Here is a 23,944-nt window from a genome sequence, read left to right as displayed (position 1 = left end):
CTATGCCAATACACGACAAATCCCCTCGTCCGCAGGAGTTTGCTGCGGTCGATCTTGGTTCAAACAGTTTCCACATGGTTATTGCCCGTGTGGTGGATGGCGCTATGCAGATTATTGGTCGCCTGAAACAGCGGGTCCATCTGGCAGACGGTCTGGGGCCAGATAATATGTTGAGTGAAGAGGCAATCACACGCGGATTGAACTGCCTATCGTTGTTTGCTGAACGCTTGCAGGGATTTTCGCCTGCCAGCGTTTGTATTGTTGGCACCCATACGCTGCGTCAGGCGTTGAATGCTACTGACTTTTTGAAACGCGCGGAAAAGGTCATTCCCTACCCGATTGAAATTATTTCCGGTAATGAAGAAGCCCGTCTGATTTTCATGGGCGTGGAACATACCCAGCCGGAAAAAGGTCGCAAACTGGTTATTGATATTGGCGGCGGATCTACGGAACTGGTGATTGGTGAAAATTTCGAACCGATTCTCGTTGAAAGCCGCCGGATGGGTTGTGTCAGCTTTGCCCAACTCTATTTCCCGGGCGGGGTCATCAATAAAGAGAATTTTCAGCGCGCTCGCATGGCAGCAGCACAAAAACTGGAAACTTTAACCTGGCAATTTCGCATTCAAGGCTGGAACGTGGCAATGGGCGCTTCCGGTACCATTAAAGCCGCCCATGAAGTGTTGATGGAGATGGGCGAGAAAGACGGGGTAATTACCCCGGAACGTCTCGAAAAACTGGTGAAAGAAGTTTTACGGCACCGTAATTTCGCATCGCTGAGCTTACCGGGTCTTTCCGAGGAGCGGAAAACTGTCTTCGTTCCTGGACTGGCGATTTTATGCGGTGTGTTTGATGCCTTAGCCATCCGTGAACTGCGCCTTTCTGATGGGGCGTTACGCGAAGGCGTATTGTATGAAATGGAAGGACGTTTCCGTCATCAGGATGTGCGTAGTCGCACCGCCAGTAGTCTCGCTAACCAGTATCACATCGACAGTGAACAGGCCCGACGGGTGCTGGATACCACTATGCAAATGTACGAACAGTGGCGTGAGCAGCAACCGAAGCTGGCGCATCCGCAACTGGAAGCGCTACTGCGATGGGCCGCCATGCTGCATGAGGTCGGATTGAATATCAACCATAGCGGTTTGCATCGCCACTCCGCTTATATCTTGCAAAACAGCGACTTACCGGGATTTAATCAGGAACAGCAACTGATGATGGCGACGCTGGTACGCTATCACCGTAAAGCGATTAAGCTCGACGATTTGCCGCGCTTTACCTTGTTTAAAAAGAAACAGTTTCTGCCGCTGATTCAGCTATTGCGTCTTGGCGTCTTGCTCAACAATCAACGTCAGGCAACCACCACACCGCCAACATTGACGCTGATTACCGATGACAGTCACTGGACATTGCGTTTTCCGCATGACTGGTTTAGTCAGAATGCGCTGGTACTGCTTGATCTGGAAAAGGAGCAAGAATACTGGGAAGGCGTGGCTGGCTGGCGGTTGAAAATTGAAGAAGAAAGTACACCAGAAATCGCCGCTTAATGCTTTGCGGGCCGACAAGAAATGTCGGCCCGCATTATTCAGGCACTTTCGCGAATGGGTTCGATTTCATTCAGCGTATCAATTAACGGTTGCGGCTTACCAATAAGATAACCCTGCATATAATCGATCCCCAAAGAGAGCACCGCCTCGCGGATCTCTTCGTTTTCAACGTACTCTGCCACTACCAGCATTTTCTTCATTCGCGCCAGGTGGCAAATCGACGCCACTATCTGATAATCCAGACTATTTGACACAATATTGCGGATAAAACTGCCGTCAATTTTAAGGAGATCGGCATTCACATTTTTAAGCCGCGCATAACTGGCGTAGCCGGTGCCGAAATCATCAATCGCAATCTGACAGCCTAATTCCTGAAGATGCTGCAAGGTGATTTGCGCCTGCTTAACATTGGTCAGAGCATTACTTTCGGTGACTTCAAAAATAAGTTGCCACGCTTCAATTTGATATTTAGCCAGCAGCTGACTGACTTCAACGGGAAAACGAGCCTGACATACCGAGGTTGGCGACAGATTAATCGCAAAACGGTGAGCGGGCATCTTCGCTCTGTTTTCAGCCATAAATTGCAGCGTATGCTCAATGACCCACATGTCGATACTCGACGATAAACCAAATTCGTGCGCGACCGGCAAGAAGCTGTCGGGGCTGATCAGTTCATCATTATCACCTTTCATGCGCAGAAGAATTTCATGGTAGACATCACCACGCATACCGGTAATCGGCTGGGCCATCAGGAAAAAATGGTTGTGTTCCAGCGCCTGCTGTAGCCGATTCATCATCGCGACTTTATCTTTCAATTCACGTTGTAAATACATAGCCCCGCGGCGCTGCATATTTTCTGGAGCGTTGGTCACGATGGAGAGTTCAGCAACCGTATTTAGCTCTCCCAGCAGCAGGTAGATATGATTCACCGGCGAGCGTACATAGCAGTAACTGACGCCAATCTGCGGTTGCATCGGCATTCCATCCCAAAAGAAACGAAATTGCTTGAGATGGCTATCCAGTGCGGTAATGCGCTCCTGGTGCGATTCTGTATTCAGTCGCAGCGCGAGATCGTTACCCGAAAGCTGATAAACATCTTCACCCGGTTCCAGCAATGGTGACAGCCAGTGAGAAAGTTTTTGCTTGTATTGAATCCGTAGCATGATGCCATAGTTCTTAACCAGCATTTCCATGCCGGGGATGCGTAAATAACAAAGCGCAGACCAGGGGGCATCACGCAACGCGCGATTCAGGGCGCGAACATTTGGCAGATGAACCACCGGGTCCACATACGCAAGCCGCTGAATGCGTCTGACTACCGCTCGCTGACGGGTTGCCAGTACAGCCATATAATTGACAATAAAAGAGAATACCAGATAACTGGAGGAGGTTATGGTCAGTTGCGTGGTATAGCCAGGATAAATGGGAATGTAATTTTGATAGCTGTGGATGCTAATCATCAGCACGACCGCCCAGAGCAGCGAAATCAACTTATAACCATAGCGCATGGCTCCCCACATCATCAGGGGTAGCAATAATGACAAGGTATAATTGGTGCTAAAAATTGTGCTTTTTTCATTTAACGGCATGCACAACAGCAGCAACAACGCACCTAATGCCAGTAGCCAGATTGCGAACTCTTTTTTGGTAACTTTGGCATCAACCTGCTGTTTTAATTGCGAATAATAGCTACGTAAATAAAACGGATTTCGCACCACCCGAATGATGAAATAGCACAGCGGGACACCAATCAGATTACCTACCAGCAAGGCCTGATAATTGATTAAGGTCCCGAGGTTAAAGGGCATGACGCCGACCAGATTTTCTCTGCTCGCCAGTAATCCAACAAACGCAGCAAATTGGAAAAGTATTAGAAACAGCGTTGCAGGAAATACAATCTGCCAGAATATACGCTGGGCAATTAAACGGGTATCACCATGTGAAACGTTGTTACGCCGGGGAGTAAAGACCCTGTAACCGCCCCAACAGAGAATGATAATGATAATAAAATTAGCTGCTAATGAGAGCGTTTCGTAAATACCCAGCTCTGCATATTTGCGAACAAAAATCCCTAAAGCGATACCTGGCAATGCCGCCCAGCTGAAAAACATCATCATGCTGATCATCAGTGCCAAAGGCAGATAAAAGAGAAAAACCTCACCGGAAGAAATATGCGCGAAAGTATTGATGTGGGCGAAAATGGGCAAGATTAAAGAAGGCAGGAACAGCGGAAGCCCCCACCATTTATCACGTATTTTTATATAGGTTGCATTCAGTTTCATAGATGCTCAGCAGAATCCCCCACATCCTGAAGGAGGTGTATTCAGACAGGCATCCCACCTGACTTCGAATGATGATTATTCATCACTATAGAGAGCATTGATTCTAAGTGTCATATGAAAGTTCCAATTGATATATATCAAACAAAATAACCCTGATTAATGAATTATTACGTTTATCATGTTAATTCATCATTATTACATCATCATTGTAAATAATTAAATTAACTTCCATAACATTAAAATATGTATCCACTGACGCTTTTTTACATAACGAAGAATTGACCATTTTGTCCTGTTGTGCCTTAATGTAAGTACCGTCCACGGCGTGGGACATACTTCAAGGAACCTTTTGTGAGTCAGGCAACCAGTATGCGAAAACGACACCGATTTAACAGTCGCATGACCCGTATCGTACTGCTCATCAGCTTTATCTTCTTCTTTGGCCGTTTTATCTACTCGTCCGTCGGTGCATGGCAGCACCATCAGAGCAAAAAAGAAGCTCAGCAATCCACACTCTCCGTCGAATCACCGGTACAACGTTAGCGGTTACCTTCTCCACTTTCACAGAACATAACGGCACCTCGCTGTCGGATGCTTTTGCTCTTTGGGATTATCAAAGCGGCAGATATTCTTTCATCTTAAATTTTACGTCTTTGTCCTGACTGATGTTTATCCTGTTTGGCTGCGAAATAAATATAAAATTAATACATATGTTTTAATGATGTATTTTTATAAATTATTTTCCACATGAATTTTAATAAATTTAATCTATTCCTTTATACGCAATACATTTACTTTCCTCTTTTGATGATCTTAAATGTCTTATTTTTCGTAATGTGTATAACAAGGAATAGTGATGAAATTTAAAAAATGTCTTCTGCCTGTGGCAATGTTAGCGTCATTCACTCTGGCAGGATGCCAGTCAAATGCTGATGATCATGCCGCCGATGTTTATCAAACCGATCAACTGAATACCAAACAAGAAACTAAAACCGTTAATATTATTTCCATTCTTCCCGCAAAAGTTGCCGTAGACAACTCCCAAAATAAACGAAACGCACAAGCCTTCGGCGCGCTTATTGGTGCAGTCGCTGGCGGTGTTATCGGCCACAACGTGGGGTCTGGCAGCAATTCCGGAACGACGGCAGGTGCAGTTGGCGGCGGAGCTGTTGGCGCAGCAGCAGGTTCTATGGTGAATGATAAAACCTTAGTGGAAGGTGTTTCTCTGACGTATAAGGAAGGCACCAAAGTGTATACCTCCACCCAGGTGGGTAAAGAGTGCCAGTTTACGACAGGTTTAGCCGTTGTTATTACCACGACGTATAACGAAACGCGTATTCAGCCAAATACCAAATGTCCTGAAAAGAGCTAATAATCAGGAGGAGTCATGAAGAAGGTTTTTCTTTGCGCCATCTTAGCCTCCTTAAGCTATCCGGCTATCGCCTCATCATTGCAGGATCAACTCTCTGCTGTCGCAGAAGCGGAACAGCAAGGTAAAAATGAAGAGCAAAGGCAGCATGACGAATGGGTCGCGGAGCGCAACAGGGAAATCCAGCAAGAGAAGCAACGTCGCGCAAACGCCCAGGCCGCCGCTAACAAAAGAGCGGCAACGGCAGCGGCAAATAAGAAAGCTCGTCAGGATAAACTGGACGCCGAAGCCACTGCGGACAAGAAACGCGATCAAAGTTATGAAGATGAGCTACGCAGCTTAGAGATTCAGAAACAAAAACTGGCGCTGGCGAAAGAAGAAGCCCGCGTTAAGCGAGAAAACGAATTTATCGATCAGGAACTGAAGCACAAAGCTGCGCAAACCGATGTGGTGCAATCTGAAGCTGACGCAAACAGGAATATGACTGAAGGCGGTCGCGATCTGATGAAAAGCGTGGGCAAAGCAGAAGAGAACAAATCGGACAGCTGGTTTAACTAAGCGATGTCAGTAACTTCAATCCTATGATTCGTGAGTATAAAAAACCCTCTGTAGTAACAGAGGGTTTTGCTAATTCATAGTGCTGGGCTCAAATCATTCCCACTCAATAGTCGCCGGCGGCTTGCCGCTGATGTCATACACCACGCGGGAAATACCGTTCACTTCATTGATAATGCGGTTGGAAACGCGACCGAGGAAATCGTACGGCAGATGCGCCCAGTGTGCGGTCATAAAGTCGATAGTTTCGACAGCACGCAGAGAGACAACCCAGTCATACTTACGGCCATCGCCCATTACACCAACGGAACGTACTGGCAGGAAGACGGTGAACGCCTGGCTGACTTTGTCGTACAGGTCCGCTTTACGCAGTTCTTCAATGAAGATGGCATCAGCACGGCGCAGCAGGTCGCAGTACTCTTTCTTCACTTCGCCCAGCACACGAACGCCAAGCCCTGGTCCCGGGAACGGGTGACGGTACAGCATGTCGTACGGCAGGCCCAGCTCCAGACCAATTTTACGCACTTCGTCTTTGAACAGCTCTTTCAGCGGTTCAACCAGGCCCATCTTCATCTCTTTCGGTAGGCCGCCCACGTTGTGGTGAGATTTGATGACGTGAGCTTTACCGGTTGCAGACGCGGCAGATTCGATAACATCAGGGTAGATAGTACCCTGCGCCAGCCACTTCACATCTTCCAGTTTCAGCGCTTCTTCATCGAATACTTCAACGAAAACGCGACCGATGATTTTACGTTTTGCTTCCGGATCGTTTTCACCAGCCAGCGCTGACAAGAAGCGATCTTCTGCCGGAACGTGAACAATGTTCAGACCAAAGTGATCGCCAAACATATCCAGAACCTGCTCTGCTTCGTTGAGACGCAGCAGGCCGTTGTCGACGAATACGCAAGTCAGGTTTTTGCCGATTGCGCGGTGCAGCAGCATTGCGGTTACGGAGGAATCCACGCCACCAGAGAGGCCGAGGATCACTTTATCGTCGCCTACCTGCTCGCGGATACGGGCTACGGCATCGTCGATAATTTTCGCTGGCGTCCACAGGGCTTCACACTGGCAGATATCACGCACAAAACGCTCCAGCATGCGCATCCCCTGGCGGGTGTGAGTCACTTCCGGGTGGAACTGTACGCCATAGAAGCGTTTTTCTTCATTTGCCATGATGGCGAACGGGCAGCTTTCGGTGCTGGCTACGGTGATGAAGTCGGACGGGATAGCGGTAACTTTATCGCCGTGGCTCATCCAGACATCGAGCAGCGGTTTACCGTCTGCGGTCAGCGCATCTTCGATACCGCGAACCAGTGCGCTGTCGTTTACGACTTCAACCTGCGCATAGCCAAATTCACGTTCGTTAGAGGCTTCAACATGACCACCCAACTGCATTGCCATGGTCTGCATACCATAGCAAACGCCGAATACCGGTACGCCTGCTTCAAAGACATACTGCGGCGCACGCGGGCTGTTTTCTTCGGTGGTGCTTTCCGGGCCGCCGGAAAGAATAATGCCGCTTGGATTGAAGTCACGAATTTGTGCTTCTGTCACATCCCACGCCCACAGTTCGCAGTAAACACCCAGTTCACGCACGCGGCGCGCAACCAGTTGGGTGTACTGAGAACCGAAGTCCAGAATGAGGATGCGATGCTTATGAATGTTTTCCGTCATTGACGCTTATTCCGAGGCAAGTGAAACAGATAATATAAATCGCCCGACATGAAGTCGGGCGAAGAGAATCAGGAGCCCAGACGGTAGTTCGGGGACTCTTTAGTAATGGTCACGTCGTGAACGTGGCTTTCCTGAATGCCCGCACCGCTGATACGTACAAACTCCGCTTTAGTACGCAGTTCGTCGATAGTACCACAGCCGGTCAGGCCCATACAGGAGCGCAGGCCGCCCATCTGCTGGTGAATGATCTCTTTCAGGCGACCTTTATAGGCTACGCGACCTTCGATACCTTCCGGCACCAGTTTGTCGGCAGCGTTGTCGCTCTGGAAGTAACGGTCAGAAGAACCTTTGGACATCGCGCCCAGAGAGCCCATCCCACGGTAAGACTTGTAAGAACGGCCCTGGTAGAGCTCGATTTCACCTGGGGATTCTTCAGTACCCGCCAGCATGGAACCTACCATCACCGCGCTTGCACCAGCAGCGATAGCTTTGGCGATATCGCCAGAGAAACGAATACCACCGTCAGCGATAACCGGAATCCCGGTCCCTTCCAGGGCTTCTACTGCGTCAGCAACGGCAGTGATCTGCGGAACACCGACGCCAGTAACAATGCGGGTAGTACAAATAGAACCAGGGCCGATACCCACTTTAACGGCACTGCAACCGGCTTCTGCCAGCGCGCGGGCACCTGCAGCTGTTGCCACGTTGCCGCCGATGATTTGCAGGTCAGGATATTTAGCGCGAGTTTCACGGATACGCTGCAGAACGCCTTCAGAGTGACCGTGAGAGGAGTCAATCAGCAGAACGTCAACGCCTGCGGCAACCAGCGCATCAACACGCTCTTCGTTACCCGCACCTGCACCAACCGCTGCACCTACACGCAGACGGCCTTGTTCGTCTTTACAGGCGTTCGGTTTACGCTCCGCTTTCTGGAAGTCCTTCACAGTGATCATGCCGATCAGGTGGAATTCATCATCAACCACCAGCGCTTTTTCAACGCGTTTTTCGTGCATTTTTGCCAGCACAACTTCACGGGCTTCGCCTTCACGCACGGTTACCAGACGCTCTTTCGGCGTCATGTAAACGCTGACCGGCTGGTTCAGGTCGGTAACAAAACGCACGTCACGACCGGTGATGATGCCGACCAGTTCGTTTTCTTCGGTCACAACCGGATAGCCTGCAAAACCGTTACGCTCGGTCAGCTCTTTCACTTCGCGCAGCGTCGTGGTTGGCAGTACGGTCTGCGGATCGGTTACCACGCCAGATTCGTGTTTTTTCACACGGCGAACTTCTTCAGCCTGGCGCTCGATAGACATGTTTTTGTGGATAAAGCCGATACCGCCTTCCTGAGCCAGAGCGATAGCCAGGCGAGCTTCCGTTACGGTATCCATTGCTGCGGAAAGCATAGGAATATTCAGACGAATAGTTTTCGTCAGCTGGGTGCTGAGGTCAGCAGTATTCGGCAGAACGGTAGAATGAGCAGGAACGAGGAGAACGTCGTCAAACGTCAGAGCTTCTTTAGCGATACGTAGCATGGGCAATATCTCGACCAGAGTGGTTAATAAATATTGCCGCGGCATTATACAGAGCGTAACCGATTGCATCTACCCCTTTTTGCAAAAAATGCTTGCTATCCCCGGAGGGCGGGTTACTATCGACTAAATAACCTGCTGATTTAGAATTTGATCTCGCTCACATGTTACCTTCTCAATCCCCTGCAATTTTTACCGTTAGCCGCCTGAATCAAACGGTTCGTCTGCTGCTTGAGCATGAGATGGGGCAGGTGTGGATCAGTGGCGAAATCTCTAATTTCACACAACCGGCTTCCGGTCACTGGTACTTTACGCTTAAAGACGATAACGCCCAGGTGCGCTGTGCGATGTTCCGCAACAGCAATCGCCGGGTGACCTTTCGCCCACAGCATGGGCAGCAGGTTTTAGTTCGCGCCAACATTACGCTGTATGAACCTCGCGGCGATTATCAAATTATTGTCGAAAGTATGCAGCCCGCCGGTGAAGGTTTACTGCAACAGAAGTACGAACAGCTTAAAGCGAAGTTGCAGGCTGAAGGGTTATTCGACCAGCAATTCAAGAATCCGCTACCGTCGCCTGCGCACTGCGTGGGCGTTATCACCTCAAAGACCGGTGCTGCACTGCACGATATTTTGCATGTGTTGAAACGCCGCGATCCGTCTCTGCCAGTGATAATTTACCCGACCGCCGTTCAGGGCGATGACGCACCGGGGCAAATCGTTCGCGCCATTGAGCTGGCGAATCTTCGCAACGAATGTGACGTACTGATCGTCGGGCGTGGCGGTGGTTCGCTGGAAGATTTATGGAGTTTTAACGATGAACGCGTGGCACGGGCGATTTTTGCCAGCAGCATTCCGGTGGTCAGCGCCGTTGGGCATGAAACCGATGTGACGATTGCCGACTTTGTTGCTGATCTACGTGCGCCAACGCCGTCAGCCGCCGCCGAAGTGGTGAGCCGCAATCAGCAAGAGTTACTGCGTCAGGCGCAGTCTGCGCAGCAACGGCTGGAAATGGCGATGGATTACTACCTCGCCAACCGCACACGACGTTTTACGCAGATTCATCACCGTTTACAGCAGCAGCATCCACAACTCCGGCTGGCGCGTCAGCAAACCACGCTTGAGCGTCTGCAAAAGCGGATGAGCTTTGCGTTGGAGAATCAGCTTAAACGCGCCGGTCAGCAACAGCAGCGATTAACACAGCGGCTGAATCAGCAAAACCCGCAACCGAAGATTCATCGCGCACAAACGCGGGTTCAGCAACTGGAATATCGCCTCGCTGAAACACTTCGCGCACAGCTTAGCGCAACGCGCGAACGCTTTGGTAACACAGTGACGCACCTCGAAGCGGTGAGTCCACTCTCCACGCTCGCACGCGGTTATAGCGTTACCAGCGCCGCTGATGGCGCGGTGCTAAAACAGGTTAAGCAGGTGAAAGTGGGTGAGACACTGACCACTCGCCTGGGCGATGGCGTAGTGATCAGTGAAGTGAGTGCTGTGACGAAAAGCCGCAAGCCGCGCAAGAAAACCTGATGACGTATTGCGTACCAGACTTTCCCCCGCTTTACAGACCCGATAAGACTACTGGAAACAGGTCGCAAACCCCGCAGTACTGGATGCCTGAATACCGCAGTTTTGTGTCCCCGCCCCTTCATCCATGCCACAATAGAACGAACCGGCCCGATCGGTAGAGAAATAGGGGAAGCTTATCGATGATGGCCATCCCAGCGCGCTAAAGCTGCTATGTAACGACTGTAAATCGGTATAGCTCGGTGCTCTACTAAAGTCACCGCACTGCTTTGCAATATCCCATTTTTGAGCATCGATCACATGTGCCAGCGCCCAGATTTCATTATTCACCGTTGGCGCTACTGCCGCTGTAGCCCCTGACGGCAACTCTGATTTCAATAGTGGGCGGTGTAACGTCTTGCCACTTACTGTGGCGGTATCCGCCATATGTCCCCAGAAATAAGCCGTGGCAACATTCGGACTGGTCGGCACGGTGAAAATGGTATCCAGCGTCGCGGTTATCGCGGCGTTATTGGTCAGCGTCACCGTCAACGGCGTTTTATATCCTGGCGTATTATCCTGACGAACGGTAAAACTTGCCGTACCGTCCGCCCCTGTCACGCCGTCGATCGTATTCCCACTGTCAGCCAGCGTGACTGCTGCACCGGATGAGGGTTGCACAGTCAAATCGTCCATCGCGTCCACATCACCATACAATGTCGCCCCGCTGTTACGCGGCACGGCATCACCACGTTTTAAGGTGAAAGCGACATTCGGTACCGGCTTCCCGGCGCTGTCTTTTACGGTAACAACGACGGGCGCGGCTTCACCTTTTTTTACCTTCGCCGCCTGCGTAGTGGCATCTATCGCCGTCGATGTCAGCGTGACGCTGGAGACGGTCGCGCGGGGATTGACCAGACATCCCTGATACCCCGTACTCGCCGTCGACGACTCAAAACCATTATTCAGACTGACAACCAGGGCATTCCCCTGCTTGTTATCCAGTGCCCACCATGCATACTTCGTAGACCAGCCGATTTGAGTCGTCAGCGTGTTCCCCGGATAGCGCGCGTAGAGCGATAATAAATCATCGCTCAATGGCCGACGTGCCGCTTCACAAGGACTGAGGTTGCTATCTTCCCTTTGCGTTGCCTTAAACAACGGCCACACTTCATTGTTATCCGTCACCTGACTGACTCCGGCGCTCGACGGCAGCTCTTTCAACAACTTAGGCCGTTCAAAGACCACGCCGTTTTCCGCCGTTACCGTATCCGGCATATGGCCCCAGTAGGTCGCCATTGCGGAATCCGGGCTGGTGACGACGGTAAAGATCGTATCAAGGACGCTGGTAGTTGCGACATCTCGCGCCAGTATAGCGGTGAACGGAATGGCCAGGCCGATGGTCTCAGGCTGTTCAACATTGAAAGTGGCCGTACCATCACTGCCAGTGAAACCTTGCCATTGCGTATCGTGTGCGGCCAGAGAAAACTCCGCCGACACAGGTGTCAATTCTGTCAACGTCATTCCATTTGCCGGCGTACCCACTCCTACTCCTGAACGACTCATCGCTGAACCACGCCTGAGCGTCACGGCCTCTCCCGCCAGCGGGTTGCCATCACGATCTTTGACCGTCACCACAATTGGCAGTGGGTTACCTTTTTTCACTGACGCGCTGGGTCGCCCGCCATTGCTGAGGGTTCTGGCGTTATCCATTGCGGATGACGTCAACATTACGCTGACGCCTGCCGGATGCGGCTTCGTCAGGCAAAGCATCAGCGCGTTGTTTGACGAGCTCTTCGCGATATCTCCTGCGCTCAGGCTGACCGTCTGATACTGCCACGTATATAAATCCGGCATGACCATATCATAAGCCCACCACTTGCCTGCATATATCGGCAGCCCCAGGTCAGTCTTTATCGCGCCGTTGGGATGATCATTATACAAATCCAACAATTCATTACTACGCGGTTGATTCTCCAGCGGACAATCTGTCGATGTTAAATTTTGAAAGTTGCTCATATACGACCACACTTCACCATTGCCGTTAGTGCTAATCGATGACCCTGAAGTCGCTTCGGCTTTCAGCAGCGGTCGTCTGAAGGTGACGCCTGCCGAACTGGTAAAGGTGTCCGGCATGTGTCCCCAGAATTTCGCGCTCGGTGAGTCTGGGCTGGTTATCACCGTGTAGATAACATCCAGCGTGGCGGTTTTGGTTGTATCGCGCGCCAACATGACGGTTATCGGTGTCGCCAGACCTGTCGTGGCATTCTGGCTCACTTCAAAGGTGGCTGTGCCATCACTGCCCGTTGTTCTGAGCACTTTTGCCCCATTTGCCGTCAGCACAGCGTCACTGTTCGCGGGTATCAATGACTTTACGGTAAGATCGTCCGCACTCGAGTTAACGGTTGCTTTCGAGCGATCCAGCGTCGTTTCACGCGTGAGGGTAAAGTCGGCGTAGGGTACCGGATTCCCGGCGCTATCACGTACGGTCACCGTCAGCGGAATCGTCTCCCCTTTCTTCGCTACGGCGCTCGGTCGACCACCATTGCTGGCCGTTTTTGCCGCATCCTGTGCTGTTGAAGTGATCTCTATCATCGCCGGAACGGTATGCGGTTCCACCAGGCACATCACTACCGCCGTATAACTGGACGATGCCTGAACTGTCTGACCACTAACGAGTGAAAACGCCTGGTTGCTCCAGCTACTGCCAGAAACCGTCATCATGTCGTAGGCCCACATATACCCGGCGGAAGTCGGCAAGCCGAGCACCGTGCCCAACTGGTTGTTAGGGTAATCCGCATACAACCCCTGCATGTCAGTCATCAGCGGTTGATAACTCTCATCACACCCAGCCTTGCTGGCATCCGTTTTCTCCGTTGCTGTCAGGCGCGACCAGACTTCATTATTGGTCGTTACCGCCGTACCACCTGAAAGTTCAGCTTTGAGGAAAGGCCGTTTGAAGGTGACGCCTTCGCTGCTGGTAAAGGTTTCCGCCATATGACCCCAGTAGGCCGCCAGTGGTGTATCCGGGCTGGTGACGACGGTGAAGATCACTGGCAAGGTGTTCGACGACACGCCGGTATCGTTCAACAGGGTATAAAAGTCGGTTTTGAGTCCGGTGGACGCATCCTGTCGGAGTGTTATCGTGGTGGTTCCGTCTGGCCCGGTCACGCCATACAGAATGGTCGATGCAGTGGTATCCACCGTCGTACCCGACGCAGTCGTGACCGACACTTTCTGCGATGTTGACGCCACATTTTGGCGATTGACCGGGTTAGCGTGTTTCAGGGCAAACGGCGTATTGCCGACTAAATTCCCCTGTGCATCTTTAGTCGAAATGCGGATCGACACGCTATCGCCTTTCTGCACTTTGATCGCGCTAAGCGTACTGTCAATGCTGACAAATTGCGCGGGGTCTGAGGCCTCCAGCGTAATTTGGCTAGCAGCCGTCAACGGCGTTGTGCGGCAGGTTTGTAGCACGACTGTGTTCGTCGAGATTTGTGAGACTGCACCAGTATTCAGTTGCACCACATTGTAGTAACGGCTCCCTGTTTGCGTATCACTCGGGGTATTGGTGAGATAGGTCGTTTTTACCGGCCATCCCTGCACCGTACTCATCACATTACCGCTATTGGCGTCATACAAAGACTTCAGTCCATCCAGCGTCGGCATATAATCTGTACCACACCCATTCATGCTGGTGTCAGCCGACTGAGTCCAGGTGAATCTTGCCCAATCTTCACCGTTTTCAGCCGTAGAATTTCGACCACTGGTGTTACTCAGCTCTTTCAACAACAGTGGTCGTTTATAGATTGTACCGTCGGAGGCCATCACCGTTTCGGCCATATGTCCCCAAAAATTCGCTTTTGGCGAATCCGGGCTGGTCACGACAGTAAAGACCACCGGTAGCGTCGCCTTGACGCTGCTGGACGTATCCAGTTTTGCCGTGAGATCGGTTCTTAACCCGGTACTGTTATCCTGTTTCAGGGTAAATGTCGTTGACCCGTCTGCACCAGTCACGCCGTAAATCGTTTCACTCGTCGACTGGAAATTATTTCGCGTATTTCCCCAAGCATCCGTCACCGTCAGCGCGCCCACGCTCGCGGTTGCTGATGCGTTAGCCCGACTCACGCTGTTGGCACGCGTCAGGATAAATGCCGTATTGCCCACCAGGTTGCCTTGCGTATCTTTGGTGGTGACGCGCACCACGGATTCTTCGCCTTTTTTCGCTTTTACCACGTTATAGGTGGTATCCAGCGTCGCCGGATCTGCCGCTTCCAGCAGAATTTGGCCCACCGTGGTTACCGGCGTGGTCTGGCAGGTCAGCAGTTGCAGCGCCGTTGATGACACTGCCGCACTCGTGCCATTGCTGAGATCTACCGCCTTGTAGTTACGCTGCTCCATGCTGCCGTTGTCGGACGTGTTGGACAAATAGCGTGTTGCCACCGGCCAGCCCTGCACGGTTTTCATGGTGTTGCCCGCATTATTAGCAAACAGTGACGTCAGACCGGCTTGAGTCGGAATATAGTTGGTTCCACAGCCACTATACGTCGTGGAAGAACTCGCATAATTAATGTTAAACAACGCCCAGTTTTCATTGTCTTCAGACGTCGATGTTCGCCCAGTCTGATAGGCCAGTTCCTTCAACAACAGCGGGCGTTTAAATACCGTACCGTCCGCAGCCGTCACCGTTTCCGGCATATGCCCCCACATTTTCGCTTTGCTACTATCCGGGCTGGTGACCACAGTAAAGATCGTATCCAGGCTGTCTTTTTTTGTTGCATCGGAATACAACGTCGCCGTCAGCGCCGTTTTGGTGCCGTGAGTATCCGGGCGGGTAATATTGAGGATTTTGCTGCCGTCGCTGCCGGTCATGGCAGTATAAAATCCCGCGGTGTCGTTCAACGTCGTTTCATCCGCCAGCCCGCTGTTAATCACCACCGGTGCCACCAGCGCATCGCCGCTACCGGCAATATGTTTTTCGCCCGTGCGGGTATAACCGTCTCCGCGACTGAGTTTAAATGGCATATCCGTGAGCCGATTACCCTGCGCATCTTTTACCGTTACCTTAACCTGTAGCGTTTCGCCTTTTTTCAGCTTCGCCGCGTTATTCCCGGCAGCCCACTGTGCGTTATCAACCACCTCCAGCGTAATGCTGCTGGCAGGTTTGTTCGCCGTCGTCAGGCAACTGACGTAAACCGGCGTATCGCCGCCGATGGCCTGTGCGCCGTTATCCAGGGCAATGGTGTAATTGTGCGGCGTTAAATCCGCGGGGGAACTGCTCCAGTAGGGCTGACGCTGCGTCGGCCAGCCGTGTGTGGCTTGCACCGCATTACCGTTATTAGCGTCATAGAGCGCACTGAGCTGGGAGCGGCGCGGCAGCATATTGGTTCCGCAACCGCCTTTACTGGTAATGGCCGTACTGGCCTGGCTAACGCGCGCCCAGACTTCGTTTTTTTCCGTTAGTGTGCCATCCGGACTGGTGATTTCTGCTGCCAGCTTAGGCCGGGTAAAGGTTAATGAATCAACGGTAATCGTTTCATCCATATGGCCCCACATCTGCGCCCCACTAACATCCGGGCTGGTTGGGGTGGTAAAAATAACATTGTAATTAATGGCATTTGGTAGATGGGAATTGACCGGCGTAATGCTCAGCACGGTTCTTAACCCTACCCCCTGGGGTTGCTCTATTTCGACCGTTGCCACGCCTTGTGCATCTGTCGTACCCGTATAAACCATCGACGGCTGCGATGTGCCGTATTGCGTGCCATTCATCGTGATAGCGCCGCTGCTCGGGTCATCAAACCCGCTCACCTGCCCCGCTCGGTTATACCCCATGCCTTTGGTGATGGTGAAGGCAGTAAAGGGAACGGGGGTATTATTGAGGGCGTTAATCGTACGCACGGTCATCACGATGGTGTCTCCCACTTTGGCCTGCGCTTTGCTGCCAGGGGTGACATCGTGATCGGTGCTCACTTCAACCTTCGCGACCATCTCATTGCCCGAACAGGTGAGATAATTCTGCTTAAAGCCGGAGTAGCTGTCGACGCTCCCGTTCCCCAGATTCACCGATGAATGCGTTGCTTGCTCCACCGCGCTTAAGTAGCTCTGTTGGGCGGTAGGCCAGCCATACTCAGTACCAATCGCGTTACCTGGATGGGCGGTAAATAAGCCTTCCAGCGAACTCTGCCGGGGTATATGGCCCACACCGCATTCTGCCTGCATACTGGTGTCTTGATCGAACAGCGCCCAGTCTTCGTTATTTTCCCGCGCCGAACCCAGTTCATGCTCAGTTTCATCCGCAAGTAATGGGCGTTTGAACAGACTGCCAGATTCAACAATACCGCGCATGTGGCCCCACATCCGCGCTTTGTCGCTGTCCGGGCTGGTGATCACAGTAAAAATCACGTCTTTGGCATCTGTAGCCGTAAAATTGCTGCGCATTTTCGCCGTGATATGGGTTTTCACGCCTGCGCCGTCGGGCTGACTCAGGGTTAGCGAAGCCTGACCGTTGACATCGGTCATGCCTTCATAGGTGTGAGCATCAACCTGTTGTAAATTCGAACCACCAGTAATCTGTACCGGATGGGCTTCCCAGGTAGGGTCGGTTTGATTCTTGCGGTTAACACCGTCATCCAGGTGCAGCGAGAAGTAGTAGTACGCCAGCGGTTGATCGTTGTTTTTGGTGTCAGTGATCGTCAGACGCATCGAGGCGTCTTCGCCCACCTGCGCTTTCATCGCCTGTGCGGCATCATCATAGTTTTCGGGCGTAAGGACGATTTTCGGTTCGACATCAGGCGCTGGCTTATCCACACAGCTCACAAGAAACGCGGTGCTATCCGGCTTTTGGGTTTCACCACGGTTAGAGACATCCGCCGCATGGTGCTGCCCGGTGGTGCCCGCCAGCGATGACCAGTAATAATCCCCCTGCATCGGCCAGCCAAGGACTGTCTGCACCGACGTAGGGATAACGGTCGCCAGCGCGCCGAAGTGGCGCATGCCGGGCAGCACGGTGCAGTGACTATCTGCGCCGCTCCAGGTGAAGGTGGACCAGGTTTCGTTGTGATCGACAACCGTGGCGCTTTCATTGCTCACTTCTGCCGCCAGCTTTGGTCGACTGAAGGTGTAACCGTGGGCTTCTACCGTCTCCGCCATATGCCCCCACATTGTGGCCTGCGCCACGTCAGGGCTGGTGAGTACCGTAAAAATCACCGCGGTTTCGCTGGTTTGCGCAAAACCAGAGATGCTGACCACCAGTGGCGTTTTGACGCCAGGGCCGTTCGGTTGGCGTGCCGTGATGGTTGCCGTGCCGTTGGCATCAGAAGTGCCATGATATTCGGTATCCGTCGTCGTTAACTCGGTGCTATCCAGTATCACAGGCGCAGTATTATTCACCGCCCCCTGACGATTTTCGGCATCTTTACGTTTGATAATAAACGGAATATTACCCGCGACGTTGCCCTGACAATCTTTGGTGGTGACGGTGAGCGTGATGGTGTCGCCAACGGTGGTTTTTGCCGCCGCGATCGTTTCGTTAAAACCACTGGCGCTCACCGAGATTAAATCGCCCTGCGCGGGCGCGATGTTCAGGGTCACTTTCTGGTCCACCAGCGCCACCGTCCCCGCATAGGGATAGCCGGTCGAGGTCAGCAGGTAGAGCAGTGGGAGGGTTTGCTGCGCATCAATCTGCGGCCAGGCCACCAGCGAGCGTCCGGCCAGCCCCTGAGCGCAAAAGCTACGGTTAGCAATGGGTTGTGGGTTAAGGGGCACATCGGGCGTGGCGGCATCGGCCCACACCAGGCTGACGGTAGGGGGGGGTTGATTTTCCCAGCGCAGCGCAGGTGGTGTGGAAAACTGGTCGCCTTCATTGTCCTGAGGATTAGCGACAATCAGGTTAGCGGCGGCGTCATCAACGCTAAATTCATTCGGTTTAGCAGAAAACCCGACATCATGAGATTCAGCAGGATTAAGCTGAACACTGCCCTGATAGACGGGTACGCTGGCGCTGTCGGCAAAAGGAACGGTTCCGTTAAACTCGCCTGTAGAATCAGGATATGTCTGCCATTCCGCCCCTGCCCGTGCAAAGTCAGACAGCATAAACGCTGCCAACATGCCCAGAAGCATAATGATTTTCCCTGGTTTCAGACATACCGACATGTAGAAAACTCCAGCATGATAAACAAAACATCAACCTGTTTTGCTTAACGCGTCGCTAAGCAAAACAGGCGGAAAACAGCATTCCCGTATGGGAATGCTGTTGTGCGCATTAGTGGTGTTTGTAAATGATAGACAGCGTATAGCCCTGAACGCCGTCGCCGTTTGCCGGGATCGCAAGACCACTCTTACCATTACGGTCACTACCGTTAAGGCTGGTTCTTGCTTCTTCGTTAGTTTGCGGGATAACAATGTCATTGTTATCGAAGCTGGCATTAGCGATACCGCCCGCCGCACCGAGTTGTTTACTGTTACCGTTAAAGACCCATGCAAAGTCATAGTTAGCGGTAACGTCCATATCCGTACCTGCGTCGTATTTACCGTTCTGGTTTTCATCCGAGTACAGTTTGGCCACATACGTTTTGTTAAGCGCAATGGCCGTATTACCACCGATAAGGTTGGTAGTGGTGCCTTTCTCGAAGATGGCAACTTTCAGATTCTGGTTCACAACCGGGCCGGGATCGACATTGTCCGTATCGCTGCCGCCACCGCTGGCCGTTGAAATATCCAGCAGAGTCAGCGACGTTCCCTGGAAAGGATTACCGGTCTGGGTGATGGGCTGGATTTCAACACCGATATAACGCCCACGTTCGTCATCAGTGAGTTTATAACTCGTCTTACCCGCCGCTGCGGTCAGCTCCGTTTTACCGCCACCCGCATTATCGCTGTAACTGTACCACTTGATAGTGGCTGTCGTTTTCGCATCAATGCCTGCGGGACCATCATCGATATCCCCTTCGGTATCGCCGATATCCCAACCCAGCGTGATGGTATCCCCTGAGTAAAGGCGTTTATCCGTCTCGCTACCCGGAGGACGGGTACCTTTACCATCAGACGTTACTTTAATGTGATCCGCATCTTCCGAGTTAATCGTGGCATTCCCCCCTTCGCGATAGAGCCAGGGTATGGTCCCCTCGAATTCAGCGGTCGTTCCACTGGCGACCCAGGCGGCATCTTCCGCCATAGCGGCTGGTACGGCACAGTATCCAGCCAGCATCAGTGCCAGCGCGACTTTTGTCAGGCCACGTTTCATATGAGGTTTCATAAACACTCTCCTTGATTAATATTCAGCGGTGGCCCGATCAGCCATGGCGCCGCCCCTATTTCTTGCTGTAATTGACCTGCAAACCGTATCCCTGCACACCATCGGTTACCTGAGCATTAAATTTTGCTGCCGCTTCCTTGTTGGTTGCCGGGATCTCTATATCGACGTTCGTGGTATTGGTTTGCGCACCGGTATTGCCATTTACGCTATGCCCCGTGAATTCCCACTGATAGTCATACTGTTTCATCTCGTCGTCAGTGAGCTTCTCAGAAAGCTGGAACACGCCGTCTTTGTTAGCGTCGCGCCACAGCACAAAGCGATAGCGGCTATTGAGAGGCAACGGTTCTTTGTTGCCGATAAGATTGACGGGCTTAGCTGCACCAACGCGGTAGATAAAAGCATTCAGCCCGCCGATGTCAGAACCCAGGAACGTTACGTCAACATAGTTACTGTCATCATAAGGGGCGGCTTTCGCTTTCCAGCGGAAGGTGCCGGGCAACGTACTGGAGAGCGTAACGGTCCCCTTTTCTTTATCTTGTTTGGCGATAAAAACGCACGGCACTTCGGTGGTGCAGGGTTTATTCGCCAGCGTCACTTTTTTATCGTTGGCATCAAACAGCTGCGGGCTGAGATTATCCTGCGGCAAGACATTACCGTTACGGTCAGTGTTGTCGCCAAAGCTATCGGTAATGTCGAGATCCATGACGACACTATCTACACCATCCGCTTGCGCGCTGGCTTCGTGGCTGTGATTGTTCTCATCCGGTACATTGGCGATGTTGTTAACGATGAGCTCAATTTTACGATCCTGCTGAACGGTGATTTCCACCACGCCGGAGTTCTGCCGATTGCCTTTTTCATCTTCCAGCGCCAGCCGTACCCGCCAGGTATTGAGTTTTTCCTGGTCGGCTTTATCAGAGCTGTACTGCCAGGCAGGCAGCACCAGATTCCAGTGATTGTTGTTACCTTCAGTAAGCGTATTTTCTTTGATAACCGGCATCACCAGCGTACGTGCAGCATTGTTTTTCGCCTGCCAGGAGGCAGCAACGATTTTGTAGTGATGATTAATGAGCGCGTTAATGGTCCACTTACATTTTTCCAGCCCGATGGCTGCTTCTGGCGTATCTTTAATCACGCACTCGGGATGTTCATTCGTCGCATCAGCTTTCAGCCACAAAGTGACATCGAGGGGATCTTTCTCTTTGTATTCCAGAACAATAAAGTTGTTACGTTCAACAAAGTCGTGACGGCTGCCCATGAGCGAGTGAGCCGTGCTTACTTTGTCAGAATCAAGCTGGTCTTTGAGCGGGACGCCAAACTGGTAGTTCAGCGTTGCGTTAACAGAAAGATCGGTATTATCGCCAGTGCCAGCTTTGAAATCCGTTCCTACGGCAATGAGCGGTACGGGCTGGTATTTCACACCCAGCGTGACAGCGAAGGGATCTTTCTCCAGATTATCGGTGCCAAAAAGCGCGACTTCATCACCGTAATACTGTTCGAAAACGATTTTACCGCCAAGCTGCGGGTAAGCGGGTAGCCAGGCTTCGGCGCGAATATCCCAGCCGCGCGCAGGACGCTCCTCATAAAAATCGAAATCTTCGGAGTCTTTCCAGCTGGATAGCGGATGGTAATAGTTGCCCGAGAATTTTAAATAATCAGTCCAGGCTTCGGCGCCTAAACCTAAACGGCGATGTCCACGGGTAAAATCATAATCATAAAATATATTTCCACCCAATAACCATCTATCAAAATTATGTCTTACACCAAGCCCAATATTCCCGATCGTACGATCTTCTTTTCGTTGTGCAGAAAATTGGCTGAAATAAACAGTAGTTTGATTATCATACCAGGGAACAAAATAGTCGATGGAACTGCCATCCAGATCGCCGCCCTGACCAAGAGAAAGATTCGTTCGGACCTTACCGTAGGGGGAGAGTGTATCCTCAATATAAGATTGTGTCGTAGAGGTAATTTGACTTTGCAGATAGCTTCTGGCCTGGGACTCCAGCGCCTCGGGTGTCAGGTTTTCAAACCCTTGCGTGGCAGAGTTAATGACGTAATCGGCACCACGCTCTTTTAGCGATTTACCCTTGTTAGTTTGCTCTTCCTGTTGTGCGGCCTGACTACCTAAATCAGGTAACGATTCTTTATGCTCAACATTTATCTCTGGAGCCGCAAAAGCCGCTCCAGAGATAAATGTTAGCATAATACAGCGTTTCCATCGCAGCATGCACATCCCCTGTGACAATAATAATGCTTAAAATAAGCTTTAATATTCTATTCCAGATTATTCAGAAAGGCACGCCAGGAAAACTAAATATAATCTTAAATTTATAACACAGTGATTTCATTCACTTGTATTTGCACTTCAACAAATAAAATAGGATGAAATCATTTATATTATGAATACAAATGATTACATCATATATTTAAATAATATTAAGCAACAATAAATTCAACGCGTTTTTTAGATATTAAACCGTGCCCATGCTGGCAGAAATAATCTACTGCACCACAAGCTTTTAACACCTGTAATGGCTGATGACAGTCAGGACAAAGCGCCTGAATGGTGAAATCTTTGGCACAAGTTGCACAGTGGGCAGTTTCACCGTTGCGTTCGAGAGGGTTATGGCAGATTGGGCAGTTGAGTTCCATAAATACTCCTCGCCTGTTGTTCAGTTTCCCTCTCCGTTTGGAAAGGGAAACCAGATAAGTGATTACTTACTTTTCTTAATATGCTTCATCAAACGCTTACGCTTGCGCATCTGGGTCGGCGTCAAGGTGTTACGCTTGTTCGCATATGGGTTTTCCCCTTCTTTGAACTGAATACGAATCGGCGTACCCATCACGTCCAGAGACTTGCGGAAGTAATTCATCAAGTAGCGTTTGTACGAATCCGGCAGGTCTTTCACCTGGTTGCCGTGAATCACCACAATCGGCGGGTTATAGCCACCGGCGTGGGCATATTTCAGCTTCACTCGACGACCGCGAACCAGCGGCGGCTGGTGATCTTCAACCGCCATAGTCATGATACGCGTCAGCATTGACGTACCCACGCGACGGGTGGAGCTGTCATACGCTTCACGCACTGATTCAAACAGATTACCAACGCCGCTGCCGTGTAATGCAGAGATAAAATGCACACGGGCGAAGTCGATAAAGCCCAGACGGAAGTCCAGCGTCTCTTTTACTTGCTCTTTCACTTCCTGGCTCAGGCCGTCCCACTTGTTCACTACAATGACAAGTGAGCGCCCACTATTGAGAATAAAGCCCAGCAGGGAGAGATCCTGATCGGAAATACCTTCGCGAGCATCAATCACCAACATCACCACGTTGGCATCTTCAATCGCCTGCAATGTTTTGATTACGGAGAATTTCTCTACCGCATCGGTGATTTTGCCGCGTTTACGTACGCCCGCAGTGTCAATGAGTACATACTCACGCCCATCGCGTTCCATTGGAATGTAGATACTGTCACGCGTGGTGCCTGGCATGTCGTAAACTACGACGCGTTCTTCGCCAAGGATACGGTTAGTGAGTGTAGACTTACCGACGTTAGGACGACCCACTATCGCCAGTTTGATTGGCAGACTTTGCGGGTCAAAGTCGTCTTCCTCTTCTTCTTCGCCGTTCTCTTCCGCTTCAAATTGCGCCCAGTACTCAGCGTCTTCATCCACTTCTTCTTGTGGTGCGATATCTTCCATCCACGGCAACAGCACGTGCTCCAGCAGACTTAATACGCCACGACCGTGAGACGCGGCGATAGGATAGATTTCACCTAAACCGAGCGAATAGAAATCAACAACGGCCTGATCCGGATCCAGACCATCGGTTTTGTTTGCCACCAGGAAGGTCGGTTTTTCGCGGGAGCGCAGATGTTTAGCAATCGCTTCATCCGCAGGCATCAGGCCCGCGCGCGCATCCACCATAAACAGTACGACGTCCGCTTCTTCAATCGCCAGCAGCGACTGTTCCGCCATGCGGGTTTCTACACCGTCTTCTGTTCCGTCAATCCCGCCGGTATCAATACAGATAAACTCGCGGCCTTCAATTTCCGCACGACCGTACTTACGGTCACGAGTCAGACCCGGGAAATCCGCAACCAGCGCATCTCGGGTGCGAGTTAGACGGTTAAATAACGTGGATTTTCCTACGTTAGGGCGCCCGACAAGCGCGACCACAGGTACCATGTTTAAAGCCTCATTTTTATAAATCATCAGA

Annotated in this window: 14 protein-coding genes; 5 read left to right on the top strand and 9 right to left on the bottom strand. The window is 51.4% G+C overall.

Features of this window, described 5'->3' with window-relative positions; all coding sequences use genetic code 11:
• Positions 1-2: 2 nt before the first annotated feature.
• Positions 3-1,544, top strand: coding sequence for an exopolyphosphatase (gene ppx / locus AABJ99_RS06785; RefSeq protein WP_001121345.1), 1,542 nt, complete (start codon positions 3-5; stop codon positions 1,542-1,544).
• Between the two features lie 38 nt (positions 1,545-1,582).
• On the opposite strand, the gene pdeF is transcribed toward ppx, so the two are convergent.
• Both pdeF and AABJ99_RS06775 read right to left on the bottom strand, forming a co-directional pair.
• On the bottom strand, positions 1,583-3,826 hold the full coding sequence (gene pdeF, locus AABJ99_RS06780; RefSeq protein WP_039020955.1) for a cyclic-guanylate-specific phosphodiesterase PdeF: 2,244 nt from the start codon (positions 3,824-3,826) through the stop codon (positions 1,583-1,585).
• Positions 3,827-4,007: 181 nt separating this feature from the next.
• A complete protein-coding gene (locus AABJ99_RS06775; RefSeq protein WP_000017552.1) occupies positions 4,008-4,160 on the bottom strand; it encodes a hypothetical protein in 153 nt (50 codons plus the stop codon).
• Positions 4,161-4,177: 17 nt separating this feature from the next.
• Between AABJ99_RS06775 and yfgG the strand changes: the two genes are divergently transcribed.
• The 3 genes from yfgG (at position 4,178) to yfgI (ending at position 5,753) form a co-directional block, all read left to right on the top strand.
• On the top strand, positions 4,178-4,369 hold the full coding sequence (gene yfgG, locus AABJ99_RS06770) for a YfgG family protein (protein ID WP_000076001.1): 192 nt from the start codon (positions 4,178-4,180) through the stop codon (positions 4,367-4,369).
• 310 nt (positions 4,370-4,679) lie between these two features.
• Positions 4,680-5,198 (top strand): glycine zipper 2TM domain-containing protein, encoded by a 519-nt coding sequence (gene yfgH, locus AABJ99_RS06765; protein ID WP_001295476.1) that lies wholly within the window; start codon positions 4,680-4,682, stop codon positions 5,196-5,198.
• Positions 5,199-5,213: 15 nt separating this feature from the next.
• Positions 5,214-5,753, top strand: a complete 540-nt coding sequence (gene yfgI, locus AABJ99_RS06760; RefSeq protein ID WP_000755178.1) for a DUF5384 family protein — start codon at positions 5,214-5,216, stop codon at positions 5,751-5,753.
• Between the two features lie 93 nt (positions 5,754-5,846).
• Here yfgI and guaA read toward each other — a convergent pair whose 3' ends face one another.
• Together guaA and guaB are read right to left on the bottom strand one after the other, a co-directional pair.
• The gene (guaA, locus tag AABJ99_RS06755; RefSeq protein WP_000138270.1) at positions 5,847-7,424 is read right to left on the bottom strand and encodes a glutamine-hydrolyzing GMP synthase; all 1,578 of its coding nucleotides are present in this window, start codon (positions 7,422-7,424) and stop codon (positions 5,847-5,849) included.
• 68 nt (positions 7,425-7,492) lie between these two features.
• Positions 7,493-8,959 carry an IMP dehydrogenase gene (gene guaB, locus AABJ99_RS06750; protein WP_001299507.1) on the bottom strand — a complete coding sequence of 489 codons (1,467 nt, stop codon included), beginning with the start codon at positions 8,957-8,959 and terminating at the stop codon, positions 7,493-7,495.
• 161 nt (positions 8,960-9,120) lie between these two features.
• Between guaB and xseA the strand changes: the two genes are divergently transcribed.
• The gene (gene xseA, locus AABJ99_RS06745) at positions 9,121-10,488 is read left to right on the top strand and encodes an exodeoxyribonuclease VII large subunit (protein ID WP_039020956.1); all 1,368 of its coding nucleotides are present in this window, start codon (positions 9,121-9,123) and stop codon (positions 10,486-10,488) included.
• 48 nt (positions 10,489-10,536) lie between these two features.
• Here the strand turns inward: xseA and AABJ99_RS06740 are convergent, their stop codons facing one another.
• The 5 genes from AABJ99_RS06740 to der form a co-directional block, all read right to left on the bottom strand.
• The gene (locus tag AABJ99_RS06740; RefSeq protein WP_338387521.1) at positions 10,537-18,621 is read right to left on the bottom strand and encodes an adhesion domain-containing protein; all 8,085 of its coding nucleotides are present in this window, start codon (positions 18,619-18,621) and stop codon (positions 10,537-10,539) included.
• 109 nt (positions 18,622-18,730) lie between these two features.
• On the bottom strand, positions 18,731-19,723 hold the full coding sequence (locus tag AABJ99_RS06735) for a SinI family autotransporter-associated protein (protein WP_039020958.1): 993 nt from the start codon (positions 19,721-19,723) through the stop codon (positions 18,731-18,733).
• Positions 19,724-19,778: 55 nt separating this feature from the next.
• A complete protein-coding gene (gene sinH / locus AABJ99_RS06730; RefSeq protein WP_039020959.1) occupies positions 19,779-21,953 on the bottom strand; it encodes an intimin-like inverse autotransporter SinH in 2,175 nt (724 codons plus the stop codon).
• Between the two features lie 209 nt (positions 21,954-22,162).
• Positions 22,163-22,378: a zinc ribbon domain-containing protein gene (locus AABJ99_RS06725; protein ID WP_000422353.1), complete on the bottom strand. Its 216-nt coding sequence runs from the start codon at positions 22,376-22,378 to the stop codon at positions 22,163-22,165.
• A 62-nt stretch (positions 22,379-22,440) separates the two neighbouring features.
• Positions 22,441-23,913, bottom strand: coding sequence for a ribosome biogenesis GTPase Der (der, locus tag AABJ99_RS06720; RefSeq protein ID WP_001353036.1), 1,473 nt, complete (start codon positions 23,911-23,913; stop codon positions 22,441-22,443).
• Between the last annotated feature and the right edge of the window lie 31 nt (positions 23,914-23,944).

Origin of the sequence: Escherichia coli (genome assembly GCF_036503815.1) — a bacterium.
GTDB lineage: Bacteria > Pseudomonadota > Gammaproteobacteria > Enterobacterales > Enterobacteriaceae > Escherichia > Escherichia coli_F.
This window is presented reverse-complemented; position numbering and strand designations above follow the sequence as displayed.

Excerpts from the sequence above, each read along its gene's own strand:
- xseA (WP_039020956.1), top strand. The coding sequence starts at position 9,121 with ATGTTACCTTCTCAATCCCCTGCAATTTTTACCGTTAGCCGCCTGAAT.
- AABJ99_RS06740 (WP_338387521.1), bottom strand. The coding sequence starts at position 18,621 with ATGTCGGTATGTCTGAAACCAGGGAAAATCATTATGCTTCTGGGCATG.
- guaA (WP_000138270.1), bottom strand. The coding sequence starts at position 7,424 with ATGACGGAAAACATTCATAAGCATCGCATCCTCATTCTGGACTTCGGT.
- pdeF (WP_039020955.1), bottom strand. The coding sequence starts at position 3,826 with ATGAAACTGAATGCAACCTATATAAAAATACGTGATAAATGGTGGGGG.
- AABJ99_RS06735 (WP_039020958.1), bottom strand. The coding sequence starts at position 19,723 with ATGAAACCTCATATGAAACGTGGCCTGACAAAAGTCGCGCTGGCACTG.
- AABJ99_RS06725 (WP_000422353.1), bottom strand. The coding sequence starts at position 22,378 with ATGGAACTCAACTGCCCAATCTGCCATAACCCTCTCGAACGCAACGGT.
- guaB (WP_001299507.1), bottom strand. The coding sequence starts at position 8,959 with ATGCTACGTATCGCTAAAGAAGCTCTGACGTTTGACGACGTTCTCCTC.
- AABJ99_RS06775 (WP_000017552.1), bottom strand. The coding sequence starts at position 4,160 with ATGTCCCACGCCGTGGACGGTACTTACATTAAGGCACAACAGGACAAA.
- sinH (WP_039020959.1), bottom strand. The coding sequence starts at position 21,953 with ATGCTGCGATGGAAACGCTGTATTATGCTAACATTTATCTCTGGAGCG.
- yfgI (WP_000755178.1), top strand. The coding sequence starts at position 5,214 with ATGAAGAAGGTTTTTCTTTGCGCCATCTTAGCCTCCTTAAGCTATCCG.
- der (WP_001353036.1), bottom strand. The coding sequence starts at position 23,913 with ATGGTACCTGTGGTCGCGCTTGTCGGGCGCCCTAACGTAGGAAAATCC.
- ppx (WP_001121345.1), top strand. The coding sequence starts at position 3 with ATGCCAATACACGACAAATCCCCTCGTCCGCAGGAGTTTGCTGCGGTC.